This is a genomic window from Curvibacter fontanus (assembly GCF_054780335.1).
On record NZ_BAAGWN010000012.1, the window covers coordinates 63,946 to 79,066 of the forward strand.

Annotated in this window: 14 protein-coding genes; 2 read left to right on the top strand and 12 right to left on the bottom strand. The window is 66.1% G+C overall.

The window, feature by feature from the left end:
- Positions 1–336: an antibiotic biosynthesis monooxygenase family protein gene (locus tag ACYVH8_RS08075; protein WP_460488333.1), complete on the top strand. Its 336-nt coding sequence runs from the start codon at positions 1–3 to the stop codon at positions 334–336.
- A gap of 9 nt (positions 337–345) precedes the next feature.
- Here the strand turns inward: ACYVH8_RS08075 and ACYVH8_RS08080 are convergent, their stop codons facing one another.
- Positions 346–864 (bottom strand): YgjP-like metallopeptidase domain-containing protein, encoded by a 519-nt coding sequence (locus ACYVH8_RS08080; RefSeq protein WP_460488334.1) that lies wholly within the window; start codon positions 862–864, stop codon positions 346–348.
- A 24-nt stretch (positions 865–888) separates the two neighbouring features.
- Positions 889–2,421, bottom strand: coding sequence for a lysine--tRNA ligase (gene lysS / locus ACYVH8_RS08085; protein ID WP_460488335.1), 1,533 nt, complete (start codon positions 2,419–2,421; stop codon positions 889–891).
- A gap of 92 nt (positions 2,422–2,513) precedes the next feature.
- Here lysS and ACYVH8_RS08090 point away from each other — a divergent pair, with 92 nt between their 5' ends.
- Entirely contained in the window at positions 2,514–3,074 is a 561-nt protein-coding gene (locus ACYVH8_RS08090) for a YggT family protein (protein WP_460488336.1), read from the top strand.
- A gap of 52 nt (positions 3,075–3,126) precedes the next feature.
- On the opposite strand, the gene accD is transcribed toward ACYVH8_RS08090, so the two are convergent.
- The 10 genes from accD to leuC all read right to left on the bottom strand — a co-directional run bounded on the left by accD (position 3,127) and on the right by leuC (position 15,118).
- Positions 3,127–3,999, bottom strand: a complete 873-nt coding sequence (gene accD, locus ACYVH8_RS08095) for an acetyl-CoA carboxylase, carboxyltransferase subunit beta (RefSeq protein WP_460488337.1) — start codon at positions 3,997–3,999, stop codon at positions 3,127–3,129.
- A 57-nt stretch (positions 4,000–4,056) separates the two neighbouring features.
- Positions 4,057–4,875: a tryptophan synthase subunit alpha gene (gene trpA, locus ACYVH8_RS08100; protein WP_460488338.1), complete on the bottom strand. Its 819-nt coding sequence runs from the start codon at positions 4,873–4,875 to the stop codon at positions 4,057–4,059.
- Entirely contained in the window at positions 4,872–6,161 is a 1,290-nt protein-coding gene (gene trpB, locus ACYVH8_RS08105; RefSeq protein ID WP_460488339.1) for a tryptophan synthase subunit beta, read from the bottom strand. The genes trpA and trpB overlap by 4 nt, the downstream gene beginning before the upstream one ends.
- A gap of 6 nt (positions 6,162–6,167) precedes the next feature.
- Entirely contained in the window at positions 6,168–6,932 is a 765-nt protein-coding gene (locus ACYVH8_RS08110; RefSeq protein ID WP_460488340.1) for a phosphoribosylanthranilate isomerase, read from the bottom strand.
- Positions 6,929–7,711: a tRNA pseudouridine(38-40) synthase TruA gene (gene truA / locus ACYVH8_RS08115; protein WP_460488341.1), complete on the bottom strand. Its 783-nt coding sequence runs from the start codon at positions 7,709–7,711 to the stop codon at positions 6,929–6,931. The genes ACYVH8_RS08110 and truA overlap by 4 nt, the downstream gene beginning before the upstream one ends.
- Before the next feature lie 30 nt (positions 7,712–7,741).
- Positions 7,742–10,240 (bottom strand): FimV/HubP family polar landmark protein, encoded by a 2,499-nt coding sequence (locus tag ACYVH8_RS08120; RefSeq protein WP_460488342.1) that lies wholly within the window; start codon positions 10,238–10,240, stop codon positions 7,742–7,744.
- 205 nt (positions 10,241–10,445) lie between these two features.
- On the bottom strand, positions 10,446–11,585 hold the full coding sequence (asd, locus tag ACYVH8_RS08125) for an aspartate-semialdehyde dehydrogenase (RefSeq protein WP_460488343.1): 1,140 nt from the start codon (positions 11,583–11,585) through the stop codon (positions 10,446–10,448).
- Positions 11,586–11,657: 72 nt separating this feature from the next.
- Positions 11,658–12,740: a 3-isopropylmalate dehydrogenase gene (leuB, locus tag ACYVH8_RS08130; protein WP_460488344.1), complete on the bottom strand. Its 1,083-nt coding sequence runs from the start codon at positions 12,738–12,740 to the stop codon at positions 11,658–11,660.
- Between the two features lie 153 nt (positions 12,741–12,893).
- Complete coding sequence (gene leuD, locus ACYVH8_RS08135) at positions 12,894–13,541, bottom strand: 3-isopropylmalate dehydratase small subunit (protein ID WP_460488345.1); 648 nt, start codon at positions 13,539–13,541, stop codon at positions 12,894–12,896.
- Between the two features lie 155 nt (positions 13,542–13,696).
- A complete protein-coding gene (gene leuC, locus ACYVH8_RS08140; protein ID WP_460488346.1) occupies positions 13,697–15,118 on the bottom strand; it encodes a 3-isopropylmalate dehydratase large subunit in 1,422 nt (473 codons plus the stop codon).
- Positions 15,119–15,121 lie beyond the last annotated feature (3 nt).

Sequence of the window (15,121 nt, forward strand, 5' to 3'; positions counted from 1 at the left end):
ATGTCGAAGCAAGCGTTCGCACAGCTGCCCGCAGCGCCTTATTACGCCGTGATCTTCTCGTCCTTGAGGACGGCCGGTGACCAGGGCTATGAACAGACCGCTGAGCGCATGGTCGAGCTGGCCTCGGCCCAGCCAGGCTTCCTCGGGGCCGAGAGTGTGCGGGGCGCCGACGGCTTCGGCATCACGGTGTCTTACTGGGAGTCCGAGGCGGCGATCAGGGCCTGGCGCGAGCAGGCCGAGCACCGCATCGCACAGGAGAGCGGCCGCGCACGCTGGTACGAACACTACGAGATCCGTATCGCCCGGATCGAACGGGCCTACGGCAAACCATCCTGATCTCGATGGTCAGGAGTTGCCCGGCTGATCTGGCCAGTCCAGGCGCCCGCTGGCCTCGGCGTAGGTGAGATACAGGCGCAGATCGAATTCGATCTGGTGGTAGTCCGGCTCCATGTGAGTGCACAGCTGGTAGAAGGCCTTGTCATGGGCCTGGACCTTCAGATGGGCCAGTTCATGCACCGCAATCATCTTCAGGAATTCGACCGGCACGTCCCGGAACAGGGTGGCGATGCGGATCTCGCGTTTGGCTTTCAGCCTGCGGCCTTGCACGCGCGAGATGCTGGTGTGCGTGCCCAGCGCGTGCTGGATCACGTGCAGCTTGTTGTCGAAGCAGACTTTGTTCAAGGGTTCGGCGCTGCGCAGGAACTCCGCCTTGAGGTTCTGCACGTAATCGAACAGGGCACGGTCGGTGCGGATGCCGTGCCGGCGCTCGTATTTGCCCAGCAGCAGCTCCCCCAGACGGCCCTGGGTGAGCAGTTGCCGGACCTGGCTCTGAATCTGCTGCGGATAGCCCGACAGATATTTCACTGTGGCTGTCGGTGCGGAACTGGCTCAACCTTCGCGGCGCAGCGCCGGGAAGAGGATCACGTCGCGGATGCTGGGGCTGTCGGTCAGCAGCATCATCAGGCGGTCGATGCCGATGCCGCAGCCGCCCGTGGGCGGCATGCCGTATTCGAGCGCCCGCACGAAGTCGTGGTCGAAGAACATGGCCTCGTCGTCGCCGCTGTCCTTGGCGGCCACCTGGCTCTGGAAGCGGGCGGCCTGCTCTTCGGCGTCGTTCAGCTCGGAGAAGCCGTTGCCGAACTCGCGGCCGGTGATGTAGAGCTCGAAGCGCTCGGTCATGTCCGGTCGCGTGTCGCTGGCGCGCGCCAAGGGCGAGATTTCCACCGGATGTTCGCAGATGAAAGTAGGCTGCCAGAGCTTTTCTTCCACTGTCTCCTCGAAGTACAGCACCTGCAGCGATGAGAGCGAGCGGGTTGAGAGCTTGTGCTTTTCCTCGCTCATGCCGAGTTTGCGCAGAGCCTTGATCAGCCAGTCGCTGTCGTCGACATAGGCGCTGCCGGCCTCGCTGTGACGGATGATGGCCTCGCGGATGGTCAGGCGCTCGAAGGGCTGGGCCAGGTTCACCGGCTTGCCGCCATAGCTCAGTTGCAGCGTCCCGGTGGCCTGCTGGGCGGCATGGCGCACCAGGCCTTCCGTGAAGGTCATGAGGTCCTGGTAGTCCCAGTAGGCCGCATAGAACTCCATCATCGTGAACTCGGGGTTGTGACGCACCGAGATGCCTTCGTTGCGGAAGTTGCGGTTGATCTCGAACACGCGCTCGAAACCGCCCACGATCAGGCGCTTGAGGTAGAGCTCGGGCGCGATGCGCAGGAACATCTCCTGGTCCAGCGCATTGTGGTGCGTCACGAAGGGCTTGGCGTTGGCGCCGCCGGGGATCGGGTGCAGCATGGGCGTCTCGACCTCCAGGAAGCCGTGCGTGACCATGAACTCGCGGATCGAGCTCACGGCCCTGCTGCGCGCGACGAAACGCTTGCGCGACTCCTCGTCGGTCATCAGGTCGACATAACGCTGGCGGTACTTGACCTCCTGGTCGGCCACGCCGTGGAACTTGTCGGGCATGGGGCGCAGGCTCTTGGTCAGCAGGCGCACGCTGCTGGCCTGGACGGAGAGCTCGCCGGTCTTGGTCTTGAAGACCAGGCCTTCGGCCGCCACGATGTCGCCCAGGTCCCAGTGCTTGAAGGCCTCGTAGACTTCCTCACCCACCTCGTCGCGCTTGACGTAGATCTGGATGCGCCCGCTGCTGTCCTGCAGGGTGGCGAAGCTGGCCTTGCCCATGACACGCTTGAGCATCATGCGGCCGGCCACGCTGGCGCGGCTGGCCTGCTCCTGCAGGCCCTCGGGGGTCTGGCCGGCGTGGGCGGCAAAGAGGTCGGCGGCCCGGTTGGCGGGCTTGAAGTCGTTGGGGAAGGCCGGTCCCTTGCCCTCGGCCTGCTGCTGGCGGATGGCCTTGAGCTTCTCGCGCCGCTCGGCGATGAGCTGATTTTCGTCCTGGGCGGGGGCAGCGGTGTGTTGTTCTGACATGAGAGAGCCGGGTTGGAGGTGGCCCTGAGAGAGGGCCAGAACCCGCTATTTTAATGACGCTATGATTTGGCCAACTTTCCACCCAGAACCCCATGCTGTTCCAGATCTTTTCCCTGCTGCTCGAAGTGGTCGCCGGCGTGCTCGGCGGGGCCTGCCTGCTGCGCCTGTACATGCAACACCAGCGCATCCCCACGTCGGCGCGTTCGGGCAACCCGCTGGGCCGTTTTGTCTTTGCTCTGACCGACTGGCTGGTGCTGCCGCTGCGCCGATTCGTGCCGGCGGCCGGCCGCTGGGACCTGGCCAGCCTGGTGGCAGCCTGGCTGATCGAGCTGGCCATGTTTTCGCTGATCTGGGTCTTCACCAGCTTTGTGGCCAGCTATGTCTCGGTGCTGATCCTGGCCGCCTTCGGCGTGCTGCGTCTCGTGATTTCGGGCCTGACGGGCCTGGTGATCGTCTATGCGGTCCTGTCCTGGGTGCAGTCCCATACGGTGCTGTCCGACATCATCGAGCGCCTGGTGGCGCCCTTTCTGGCGCCGATCCGCCGCTTCGTGCCGCTGGTGGGCGGGGTGGACCTGTCGCCTCTGGTGCTGCTGGTCTTGCTGCAGGTGGCGGCCATCGTGCTGAATCACCTGCAGGGACTGGCGCTGTTGTAAAGAAAAAGCCGGCGCGAGGCCGGCTTGGGTAAGGCAGAAGCGGCCGCGTGTGTCAGATCACGGCATCGGCCGGCTGGCGCTGCAGCATGGCCAGGGTGTTGGCCACGGTCTTGCGCAGTTCACGGCGGTCGCAGATGAAATCCACGGCGCCCTTTTCCTGCAGGAACTCGGCGCGCTGGAAGCCCTCGGGCAGCTTCACGCGCACGGTGGATTCGATCACGCGGGGACCGGCAAAGCCGATCAGGGCCTTGGGCTCGGCGATCACCACGTCACCCAGGAAAGCGAAACCGGCGCTCACGCCGCCCATGGTGGGGTCGGTCAGCACGCTGATGTAGGGCAGTTTCTTCTTGGCCAGGCGGGTCAGGGCGGCGTTGGTCTTGGCCATCTGCATGAGCGAGAGCAGGCCCTCCTGCATGCGGGCGCCACCGGTGGCGGTGAAGCACAGGAAAGGCACTTTCTGCTCGATGGCGGTCTCGACGCCGCGCACGAAACGCTCGCCGACGACCGAGCCCATGGAGCCGCCCATGAAGCCGAATTCGAAGCAGGCCGCCACCAGGCTGATGCCGTGCACGGCGCCGCCCATGACCACCAGGGCGTCGGTCTCGCCGGTGGCTTCGAGGGCCTCTTTCAGGCGTTCGGGATACTTGCGACTGTCCTTGAACTTCAGGGCGTCGACCGGCAGCACTTCCTGGCCGACTTCAAAGCGGCCCTCGTTGTCCAGGAAGAGGTTGAGGCGCGTGCGCGCATCGATGCGATGGTGGTGACTGCAGGTCGGGCAGACGTTCTGGTTCTGCTCCAGATCGGTCTTGTAGAGCACGGACTCGCAGCTCGGGCATTTGATCCACAGACCCTCGGGCACGCTGCGGCGGTCGGCCGGGTCGGTGTGCTGGATTTTCGGGGGCAGAAGTTTTTCGAGCCAACTCATGGGATGCTTCCTTTAATTGGGGTCAGATTCCAACGACGGTCAGGCGCAAGACTGGGATTATGAATCCAAAGCCTGGCGAATTTCCCGCAGGAAATCCGAGGCTACGGTAACGACCTGTGCCCGCGGCAGCGGGTCGATCAGCTGGATGATGCGGCTGCCGATCACCACGGCGTCGGCCACCCGGCCCACGGCCTTGGCGCTGGCCGCGTCACGGATGCCGAAACCCACGCCCACCGGCACCTTCACGTGCTGGCGGATGCGCGGCAGCATGGCTTCCACCGCGCCGGTATCCAGTGTGCCGGCGCCGGTCACGCCCTTGAGAGAGACGTAGTACACATAGCCGCTGGCCACACGGGCCACCTGGGCCATGCGCTCGTCCGTGCTGGTGGGCGCCAGCAGGAAAATCAGGTCCAGGCCGTGCGTTTTCAGCGCAGCAGCGAAACCCTCGCATTCTTCGGGCGGGTAGTCCACCACCAGCACGCCGTCGACCCCGGCCGCGGAGGCATCGCGCGCGAAGGCATCGGGGCCGCTGGCCTGGTGCAACTGGTCATAACGCTCGATCGGATTGGCGTAGCCCATCAGCACGACGGGGGTGCTGCTGTTTTTTTGCCGGAAGACGCGCACCATCTCCAGCACCTGGCGCAGGCCGATGCCGGCGGCCAGGGCCTTGTCACCTGCCGCCTGGATGACCGGGCCGTCGGCGCTGGGGTCGGAGAAGGGCACGCCCAGTTCGATCACATCGGATCCTGCGGCCACCATGCCGTGCATGAGCTCGGGCGTGATGTCCGGATAGGGATAGCCGGCCGTGATGAAGGGGATCAGGGCCTTGCGCTTGCTGGTCTGCAGCGCGGCGAAAGTGGAGGCGATGCGGCTCATTTCTTCAACTCGATCTTCTGTTCGGCCATGCCACCTTTGACGGCCTGGCCCTTGCAACTGGGGCGGCAGTAGAAGTCGGCCTGGCTCAGGTCGGCCACGGTGCCGATATCCTTGTCGCCCCGGCCCGAGAGGTTGAGCAGGATGGACTGGTCGGGCCGCATGGTTTTGGCCAGCTTGATGGCATAGGCCACCGCATGGCTCGATTCCAGGGCGGGGATGATGCCTTCGGTGCGGCAGAGGTAGTGGAAGGCGGCCAGGGCCTCGGTGTCGGTGATGCCCACGTACTCGGCGCGGCCGATGTCCTTCAGGTAGGCGTGCTCGGGACCAACGCCGGGGTAGTCCAGACCGGCGCTGATGCTGTGCGTCTCGGTGACCTGGCCGTCCTCGTTTTGCAGCACGTAGGTTCGGTTGCCGTGCAGCACGCCCGGGCTGCCACGCTGCAGCGAGGCCGAGTGCTTGCCGCTGTCCATGCCTTCGCCAGCCGCTTCCACGCCGATCAGGCGCGTCTGCTCGTGCTGGATGTAGGGGTGGAAGATGCCCATGGCGTTGCTGCCGCCACCGACGCAGGCCACCACCGCATCAGGTTGTGCGGACTTGCAGCCCGTGCGCTGCAGCATCTCGGGCATCTGCACCAGGCATTCCTCGCCGATCACGCTCTGGAAGTCGCGCACCATCATGGGATAGGGGTGCGGGCCGGCCACGGTGCCGATGATGTAGAAGGTGTTGTCCACGTTGGCGACCCAGTCGCGCATGGCCTCGTTGAGCGCGTCCTTCAGTGTCTTGCTGCCGGATTCGACCGGCACCACGGTGGCGCCCAGCAGCTTCATGCGGTAGACGTTGGGGCTCTGGCGCTTGACGTCCTCCGAGCCCATGTAGACCACGCATTCCAGGCCGTAGCGCGCGCAGATGGTGGCCGTGGCCACGCCGTGCTGGCCGGCGCCGGTCTCGGCAATGATGCGCGTCTTGCCCATGCGTTTGGCGAGCATGGCCTGGCCGATGGTGTTGTTGATCTTGTGGGCGCCGGTGTGGTTGAGGTCTTCGCGCTTGAGGAAGATCTGGGCGCCACCCTGCTCGCGGCTCATGCGCGCGGCATGGTAGACCGGCGAGGGGCGGCCGACGAAGTGCGCCAGCTCGTACTTGAACTCGGCCATGAAGGCCGGTTCGTGCTGGTACCGGGCGTAGGCCTCGCGCAACTGGTTGATGGCGTGGGTCAGGGTTTCACTGACGAAGCTGCCGCCATAGATACCGAAATGACCCTTGGGGTCGGGCTGGTGGTATTCAAACATGTGGGACTAACCTGCAATGGGTTTGTCGGCGGCACGCACGGCCGCGACAAACTGGTGGATCTTGTCGGCACTCTTGATGCCCTTGGAGGCTTCGACGCCGGAGCTCACATCGACGGCCAGCGACTTACAGCGCGGGCGCAGCTGCGTGATGCCATCGGCCACGTTTGCAGGCGTGAGTCCACCACTCAAGACGAGGTGAGCGTCGACGCTTGGAGGAAGAAGTGACCAATCGAATGCCTTGCCGCCGCCCCCGAACCCCTCGACATCGGCGTCGAGCAGGATGGCCTGGGCGGCCGAGTAATCCAGCGCGTATTTTACGAGGTCGAAGCCCCGGCCGGCTTCCCCCACCGGAATGCGGGCGGCGCGCAGGAAAGGGCGGGTGCCGGCAGCTGCCAGGCACTGGGCCGGCGTCTCGTCGCCATGGAACTGCAGGGTGGCGGTCGGGGCGAGGTCACAGGCGGCCCGGATGGCCTCCGGGCTGGCGTTGACGACCAGCAGCACCGGCGTCACGAAGGGGGGCAGGCGGCGGGCCAGCTCGGCGGCGCGCTGGGGCGTGACGAAACGGGGGCTCTTCCCGTAAAGCACAAACCCCACGGCGTCAGCCCCGGCGGTCACGGCCGCGTCCACGTCCATTTCACGCGTCAGGCCGCAGATCTTGATCCGGGTGCGGGAAACCCCCAATCCGCCGCCGGGCCGTCCCAAGGCGGATTGCGCCCCCTCGGGGGGCAGCGCAGCAGACACAGTCGCAAGCGTGGGGGCCTTTTCAGTCATGGCAACCAATCATACGCAGGGGTGTGCTCGGGCAGGCCCCAGCGGGCTTCGTAGCGCGGGCCCAGGAAGTACAAGCCGTCAGGCGCGAAGGTGGGGGCGGCGGCATCGCGGCTGCGCGCGGCCAGTACCTCGGCCATCCACCCCGGGGGCTGTTTGCCCTGGCCGATGACGATGAGGCAGCCCATGAGGTTGCGGATCATGTGGTGCAGAAAGGCACTGGCCTCGAACTCGAAACGCCAGTAGGCGCCGCGCCGGCGGATCTCGATGCGCAGCATGTTCTTGACCGGTGTCAGGGCCTGGCAGGCCGAGGCGCGGAAGGAGGTGAAATCGTGCTCGCCCAGCAGGTGCCGGGCAGCTTCCTGCATGCGTTTCAGGTCCAGGGGCTGGAAGACCCAGCCGACGCGATGGGCGTCGATGCTGGGCCGCACGGGGGATTCGAGCAGCAGATAGGCGTAACGGCGCGAGGTGGCGCTGGCGCGGCAGTGGAACTCTTGCGGGACGATCTGCGCCCACTGGACGGCGATGTCACGCGGCAGGAAGCTGTTGCTGCCGCGGACCCAGGCATAGGGTGTGCGCTCGGCCGTGGTATCGAAGTGCACCACCTGCATCAGGCCGTGGACGCCGGCGTCGGTGCGGCCGGCGCAGAGGGTGGAGATGCGCTGGTCGGCGAACTGCCCCAGCGCCTTTTCAAGCTGATCCTGAACCGTGCGACCCGAGGGCTGGCTCTGCCAGCCCTCGTAGGAATGGCCGTCGTAGCTGACGCCGAGGGCGACCCTCACGACTTGGCCTGCACGGATGCCCCGGCTGGATCAGCCGAGCTGAGCCAGGGCCTTCTGGGCGCGGGCCTTCATGTCGCCCGAAGCCTCGGCGATGATTTCCTCGATCAGGGCGCGAGCACCGTCGGTGTCACCGATGGCCTTGAACTCGTCGGCCAGCGCCAGCTTGGTGCCCAGCGGGTCATCCGAGCCGGTGCCGGGTTCCACGGAGGGCGTGCCCAGGTCGAGCGAGAGCCCGCCCATGTCGAAGTTCATCAGGTTGGCCCCGGCGGGCGCCGCTGCCGCCGGGCTGCTGATCTGCGGCAGCGGCGGTGCTTCGAAGGCCAGGCCGTTGCCGGGCGCGGTGGCGATCGGTGCGGGCAAGGTGGCGGCCGAGGGGGCCGATGCACGAGACTCGGCTTCGTCGAGCGAGAAGTCCAGGTCCAGGTCCAGGTCCGTGCCGGCGCTCGCAGCGGGGGCCGGTGCGGCCTGACGCACGGGCTGCGTGGACGCATAGCTGCTGGGGGCGGCCTGCAGGGGGGCGGGCGCCGATGCGGGCGGCTCACCACCCGGGTGGTAGGCTTCATTGTTCGGGTCGATGCCGCGACCCAGTTCGCAGATCTGCTCCCATTCCGGGCCGCTGCCACCGGTGACCTTGTAGGCTTCCTTGGCGATCACGCCGAAGTTCTTGACATCACGTCGCTTGGCGTAGATCTCCAGCAGTTTCTGGTGGATGGCGACGCGGCTCGGGTGATTGCGCAGCGCCTCCTTGAGGATTTCCTCGGCCTGAAGGTCACGGCCATAAGCGAGATAGACATCGGCTTCGGCGACGGGGTCGACATCGTCGCCAGCATCGAGCTGGCTGGGCGAATAGACCATGGACGAGGAGCTGCTGGCGCCGTTGTCATTGGTGTCAACCCGTTGGCCGCCGCTGGCGCCGAAAAAAGAGTCGGGCTGGAGACGGCTCTCCAGGTAGGCGCTGTCGACTTGTCCGGCATTCTTGCGCTGACGGCTGCGGTAGAAGGCCAGACCGGCCAGCAGGGCCACCAGACCACCGGCCGCGGCCGGGATCAGCGGGTTGTCCATCAATTCGTCCAGCAGCGAGGACTCCTCGGCGACGGGCGCCGGCATGGGGGCCGATGCAGCCGGACGCGGAGCCGGTGCAGCCGCTTTGGGCGCCGATGCGGCTGCGACCGGCGCCGGGGCAGGCGGGGGCGTCACGGGTGCTGCCGCGACTTGCGGCGCCGGGGCCGGTGTCGCTGCCGGTGCAGAGGCGACCTGAGCTGTTGCCGGCGCAGCAGGTGCCGCTGGTTTGGTGGCGGGCGCCGGGGCCGGCGTTGCCGCCTTGCTGAGTTTTTCAAGCTCGGCCACGTTCTTGGACAGTTCCTCGGTACGGGCCGCGGCATCCTTGGCGCTGCGTTCCTTCACCAGCTTGTCTTCCGGGGCCTGGGTCTGGACGGAGCCCTTGGACAGGGTCAGCTTGTCGGGAGCGGTGGTCGCCGGTTTCTTTTCCTCGACCTGGGTCTGCACGGCGCCGCTGGTTTTGCGGTCGGCGCTGGCTTCCGGGCTGACCGGGGCGCTGCTGGCCAGACGGCGGCGGAATTCGTTGAAGTCCTTGCTCTGGGTCTGCAGGATCTGGCGGGCCTCGTCGGCCGGCGTGGCCTGGGCTTCTTCAGCGCCAGGCATGTCCAGTACAGCGCCCTTGCGCAGCCGGTTGACGTTGCCGCCGATGAAAGCTTCAGGGTTGCTGCGCAACATCGCCACCAGCATCTGGTCCAGGGACACGTCCGACGGTTTCTGGGCCAGCGCCAGCCTGCCGGCCGTGTCGCCGGCCTTGACGGTGACGGACTGCTTGCCAGCCACGGCAGGCGGGGGCGGCTCCGCTCTCTTCGGAGGCTCGGCGGCGGCCATGGGGGGCGGGCTGGATTCAGCGGCCGGGGCGCTGGCTGTTTCGGCAGCAGGCTTCGCGGCTTCTTGTACGGCGGGAGCGGGTGCTGGTTCTGCAGTCGCTGCTGCCGGCGCAGGCACGGGGGCCGGAGCCGCAGCAGCTTCGGCGGGGGCTGCCGGCGGAGCGATGCGGATCGGCACGGAGCTGACCTGGGGCGCCTGCGGCACGGCAGCCTGGGCGCCGTTGAGGATCGGCGGATCGAAGAGCATCGTGTAGTCGCGCACGATGCGCCCGGAGGACCAGTTGGCCTCGAGGATCAGGTCCACATAAGGTTCGTTGACAGCGCGCGCATTGCTCAGGCGCAGGTACTGCTGTCCGTTGGCGCGTTTCTGCAGGGAGATCTGCAAGCCGTTAAGGGCCGAGCTGTACTCCATGCCACTGGCGCGGAACGTGTCCGGCAGGGCCACACGGGGCCTGAGCGATGAGGCTTCGTCCTCGCTGATTTCCAGGATTTCGATCTCGGCGCGCAGCGGTTCGCCCAGCGCTGACTGGACCATGATGCGCCCCAGGGAGAGCGCAGCAGCCTGCGAGCCCCACAAACCCAGAACCGTGGCAGAGGCAATCGCCAGGGCGGTTCTTTGCCAGCGTTGTGACTTAGCAATCAATTTAGGGGCCTCCGATGCTCGGGCGAGGTAGGGGTGAACTTCACGGTTTGCAGTCCAAAACCATGATCATGAAACTGGAAAAGTACCTTAACATCAATACGTTAGCCTGACAAGCTGAGAAAGCGCTTAACTTTCTTGGCCTAAGCGCCTTGCTCTGGTCCGGCCTATGTTTGTTGTTGACGGACAACGAATATCTGTCTCTGCCTCAGGCCTGCAAGAGGATGCGCAACATACGGCGCAGCGGCTCGGCAGCCCCCCACAGGAGTTGATCGCCCACCGTGAAGGCGCCCAGGTAGTCGTTGCCCATGGCCAGCTTGTGCAGGCGACCGACCGGCACGGTCAGCGTGCCCGTCACGGCGGCAGGCGTGAGTTCACGCTCGGTGCTTTCGCGCTGGTTGGGGACCACTTTCACCCAGTCGTTGGCGCCGGCCAGCAGGCCTTCGATCTCGGCCAGGGGCACGTCCTTCTTGAGCTTGACGGTCAGGCCCTGCGAGTGGCAGCGCATGGCGCCGATGCGCACGCACAGGCCGTCGATCGGGATGCTGCCGGCGCTGCGGAAGGCCGGCTTGCCCAGGATCTTGTTGCACTCGGCGCCGCCCTTCCACTCTTCCTTGCTTTGGCCGTGCTCGACGGGCACGTCGATCCAGGGGATCAGGCTGCCGGCCAGGGCCGTGTTGCGGAAGTTCTTTGTGGGAAAAGCTGCGCCGCGCATGGTGGCGGCCACCTTGCGGTCGATGTCCAGGATGGCCGAGGCCGGGTCGGCCAGCTCGGTTTTGACGGCGTCGTGCAGGGCGCCCATCTGGCTCAGCAGTTCGCGCATGTTCTGCGCACCGGCGCCCGAGGCGGCCTGGTAGGTCATGGCGCTGACCCATTCGACCAGGCCGGCCTTGAACAGGCCGCCCATGCCCATGAGCATCAGGCTCACGGTGCAGTTGCCGCCGATCCAGTTGCGGCCGCCCTGGGCGAGCGACTGGTCGATCACGTGGCGGTTCACGGGGTCCAGGATGATGACGGCATCGTCGGCCATGCGCAGGGCCGAGGCGGCGTCGATCCAGTGGCCCTTCCAGCCGGCCGCGCGCAGCTTGGGGTACACCTCTTTCGTGTAGTCACCGCCCTGGCAGGTCAGGACGATGTCGCATTTCCTGAGGTCCTCGATGCTGTTGGCGTCCTTGAGGGTGGTTTCGTTCTTCGCTTGCGCCGGGGCCTTGCCGCCGGCATTCGACGTGGAGAAGAACACGGGCTCGATCAGCGCGAAGTCACCTTCGGCCTGCATGCGGTCCATCAGGACCGAACCCACCATGCCTCGCCAGCCGACGAGACCGACGACATTACCTACCTTGCTCATCACATGCCCTTTCAATCAAATCCTGTTTACCCGGCTCGTCGGCCGGGAGGGCGTGACGAACCGGGAGCTGCCTCAGCCCTTGGTTTTCGTAATGGCGGCGACCACCGCGTCGCCCATTTCGCGGGTGCCGACCTTGGTGGTGCCTGCCGACCAGATGTCTGCCGTGCGCAGCCCGGAGGCGAGCACATGCTTGACGGCCGACTCGATACGGTCGGCAGCCTGGACTTGGTTGAGCGAGAAGCGGAGCATCATGGCAGCAGACAGTATTGTAGCCAGAGGGTTCGCAATACCCTTGCCGGCGATGTCCGGGGCGCTGCCGTGGCTGGGCTCGTACAGGCCCTGGTTCTTGCTGTTGAGGCTGGCCGAGGGCAGCATGCCGATGGAGCCGGTCAGCATGGCGGCCTCGTCCGAGAGGATGTCGCCGAACATATTGCCGGTGACGATCACGTCGAAGCTCTTGGGTGCCTTGACCAGCTGCATGGCGGCGTTGTCCACGTACATATGGCTCAGTTCCACGTCCGGGTACTGGGCGTGCACCTCGGTGACCACGTCCTTCCAGAACTGGAAGGTCTCGAGCACATTGGCCTTGTCCACGCTGGTGACTCGTCTGTTGCGCTTGCGCGCGGCCTGGAAGGCGGTGTGGGCGATGCGCTCGATCTCGGGCTTGCTGTAGCGCATGGTATCGAAGGCTTCTTCGGCGCCGGGGAAGTGGCCGTCCACGGCCGTACGGCGGCCGCGCGGCTGGCCGAAATAGATGTCACCCGTGAGTTCGCGCACGATCAGGATGTCCAGGCCGGCGATCAACTCGGGCTTGAGGCTGGAGGCGCCGACGAGTTCTTCGTAGCAGATGGCGGGGCGGAAGTTGGCGTACAGGCCCAGGTGCTTGCGCAGGCCCAGGATGGCCTGCTCGGGACGCAGGGCGCGTTCGAGCTTGTCGTACTTCCAGTCGCCCACGGCGCCGAAGAGGATGGCGTCGGACGCCTTGGCCAGGTTCAGCGTGGACTCGGGCAGCGGGTGGCCCGCAGCCTCGTAGGCCGCGCCGCCCACGGGGGCGGTTTCCATCTCGAACTTCAGGTCGAGTGCCTGGAGGACCTTGACGGCCTCGGCCACGATTTCGGTACCGATGCCGTCACCCGGCAGAACTGCGATTTTCATGTGTGTCTCTTTTTCAGTGGTGGGTTTGCGTCGCCGATGACGAAATGACCTCGCCGCTGCGCGGCCTGGATGATGCGGGCTGGGCCCGCATGACTTCAGTCATTTCGTCATGGAGGCCGCGCAGCGGCGAAGTCATGCCCGCGCCAGCGGGCGTCATTGCATGGTGTGGGCCAGCCACGGTTTTTTCGCCAGGCGTTCAGCCTCGTAGGCGGCGATCTTGTCCTTGTGGCGCAGGGTCAGGCCGATGTCGTCGAAACCGTTGAGCAGGCAGTACTTGCGGAAGGGCTGCACGTCGAAGGGCAGCTCCTCGCCCTGCGCCTTGATCACTACCTGGCGCTCCAGGTCGATGGTCAGGGTGTAGCCGGGGAAGGCCGTGCACTCGTCAAACAGCCGGGCCACCACGGCTTCGGGCAGCACGATGGGCAGCAGGCCGTTCTTGAAGCAGTTGTTGAAGAAGATGTCGGCGAAGCTGGGCGCGATCAGGGCACGAAAGCCGTACTGGTCCAGCGCCCAGGGCGCGTGCTCGCGCGAGGAGCCGCAGCCGAAGTTCTTGCGCGCCAGCAGCACGGAGGCGCCTTGGTAGCGCGGCTGGTTCAGCACGAAGTCCGGGTTGGGGCGGCGAGCGGCCGGGTCCTGGCCCGGGTAGCCGGGGTCCAGGTAACGCCATTCGTCGAAGAGGTTGGGGCCGAAGCCCGTCTTGCGGATCGACTTCAGGAACTGCTTGGGGATGATGGCGTCGGTGTCGACGTTCTCGCGGTCCATGGGGGCCACGAGGCCTTTGTGCACGGTGAACTTGTTCATTTGATGCTCCGTTCTGCGTTGCACGAACTGCGACGCATAAAGTGGTCGTACCGGGGAACGCCGTGGAACCGGCTTTGCCGGGCCACTGGCGTTGCCCCCTTGAGGGGGGAAGCGGCCACACGAAGTGGGCAAGCTGCGGGGGGGAGCTTCATGCTTCAGGAGAACTTGCGGATGTCGACAAAGTGGCCGTGCACGGCAGCGGCGGCGGCCATGGCCGGGCTGACCAGGTGGGTGCGGCCACCGGCGCCCTGGCGCCCTTCGAAGTTGCGGTTGCTGGTGGAGGCGCAGCGCTCGCCGGGCTCCAGGCGGTCGGCGTTCATGGCCAGGCACATGGAGCAGCCGGGTTCACGCCATTCGAAGCCCGCGGCCTTGAAGATCTGGTCCAGGCCTTCGCGCTCGGCCTGTTCCTTGACCTGGCCCGAACCGGGCACGACCAGCGCCAGCTTGACGTCCTTGGAGACTTTCTGGCCCAGTTTCTTGACCACGGCGGCGGCCTCGCGCATGTCCTCGATGCGGCTGTTGGTGCAGGAGCCGATGAAGACCTTGTCGATGGTGATGTCGGCCAGCGGCTTGCCGGGCTCCAGGCCCATGTAGGTGAGGGCGCGTTCGATGGCGCCGCGCTTGTTGGCGTCCTTTTCCTTGTCCGGATCGGGCACACGGCCGTCGATGCCCAGCACCATTTCGGGCGAGGTGCCCCAGGTGACTTGCGGCAGGATCTGCGTGGCGTCGAGTTCGACCACGGTGTCGAACTTCGCGTCCGGGTCGGACTGCAGGGTCTTCCAGTAGGCGGCGGCCTGGTCCCATTCCACGCCCGTCGGGGAGAGCGGGCGACCACGGACGTACTCGATGGTCTTCTCGTCCACGGCCACCAGGCCGGCGCGCGCGCCCCCTTCGATGGCCATGTTGCAGACCGTCATGCGGCCTTCCATGGACAGGGCGCGGATGGCCGAGCCCGCGAACTCGATGGTGTAGCCCGTGCCTCCTGCTGTTCCGATTTTTCCAATGATCGCCAGCACGATGTCCTTGGCGGTGACGCCCTTGGCCACGCTACCCTCCACCTTGATGAGCATGTTCCTGGCCTTCTTGGCCAGCAGGGTCTGCGTGGCCATCACATGCTCGACCTCGCTGGTGCCGATGCCGTGGGCCAGCGCGCCGAAGGCGCCGTGGGTGGAGGTGTGGCTGTCACCGCAGACGACCGTCATGCCCGGCAGGGTGGCGCCGTTCTCGGGGCCGATCACGTGCACGATGCCCTGGCGCTTGGACAGGAAGGGGAAGAAGGCGGCGGCGCCGGACTCCTTGATGTTGGCGTCCAGCGTGGTGATCTGTTCCTTGCTGATCGGGTCGGCGATGCCGTCGTAGCCCAGGTCCCAGCCCGTGGTCGGGGTGTTGTGGTCGGCAGTGGCCACGATGGAGCTCACGCGCCAGACCTTGCGGCCGGCCTGGCGCAGGCCTTCGAAAGCCTGCGGGCTGGTGACTTCATGGACCAGATGGCGGTCGATGTAGAGGACGGCGGTGCCGTCTTCCTCGGTGTGGACGACGTGCTCGTCCCAGATCTTGTCGTAAAGGGTGCGTCCCATGGT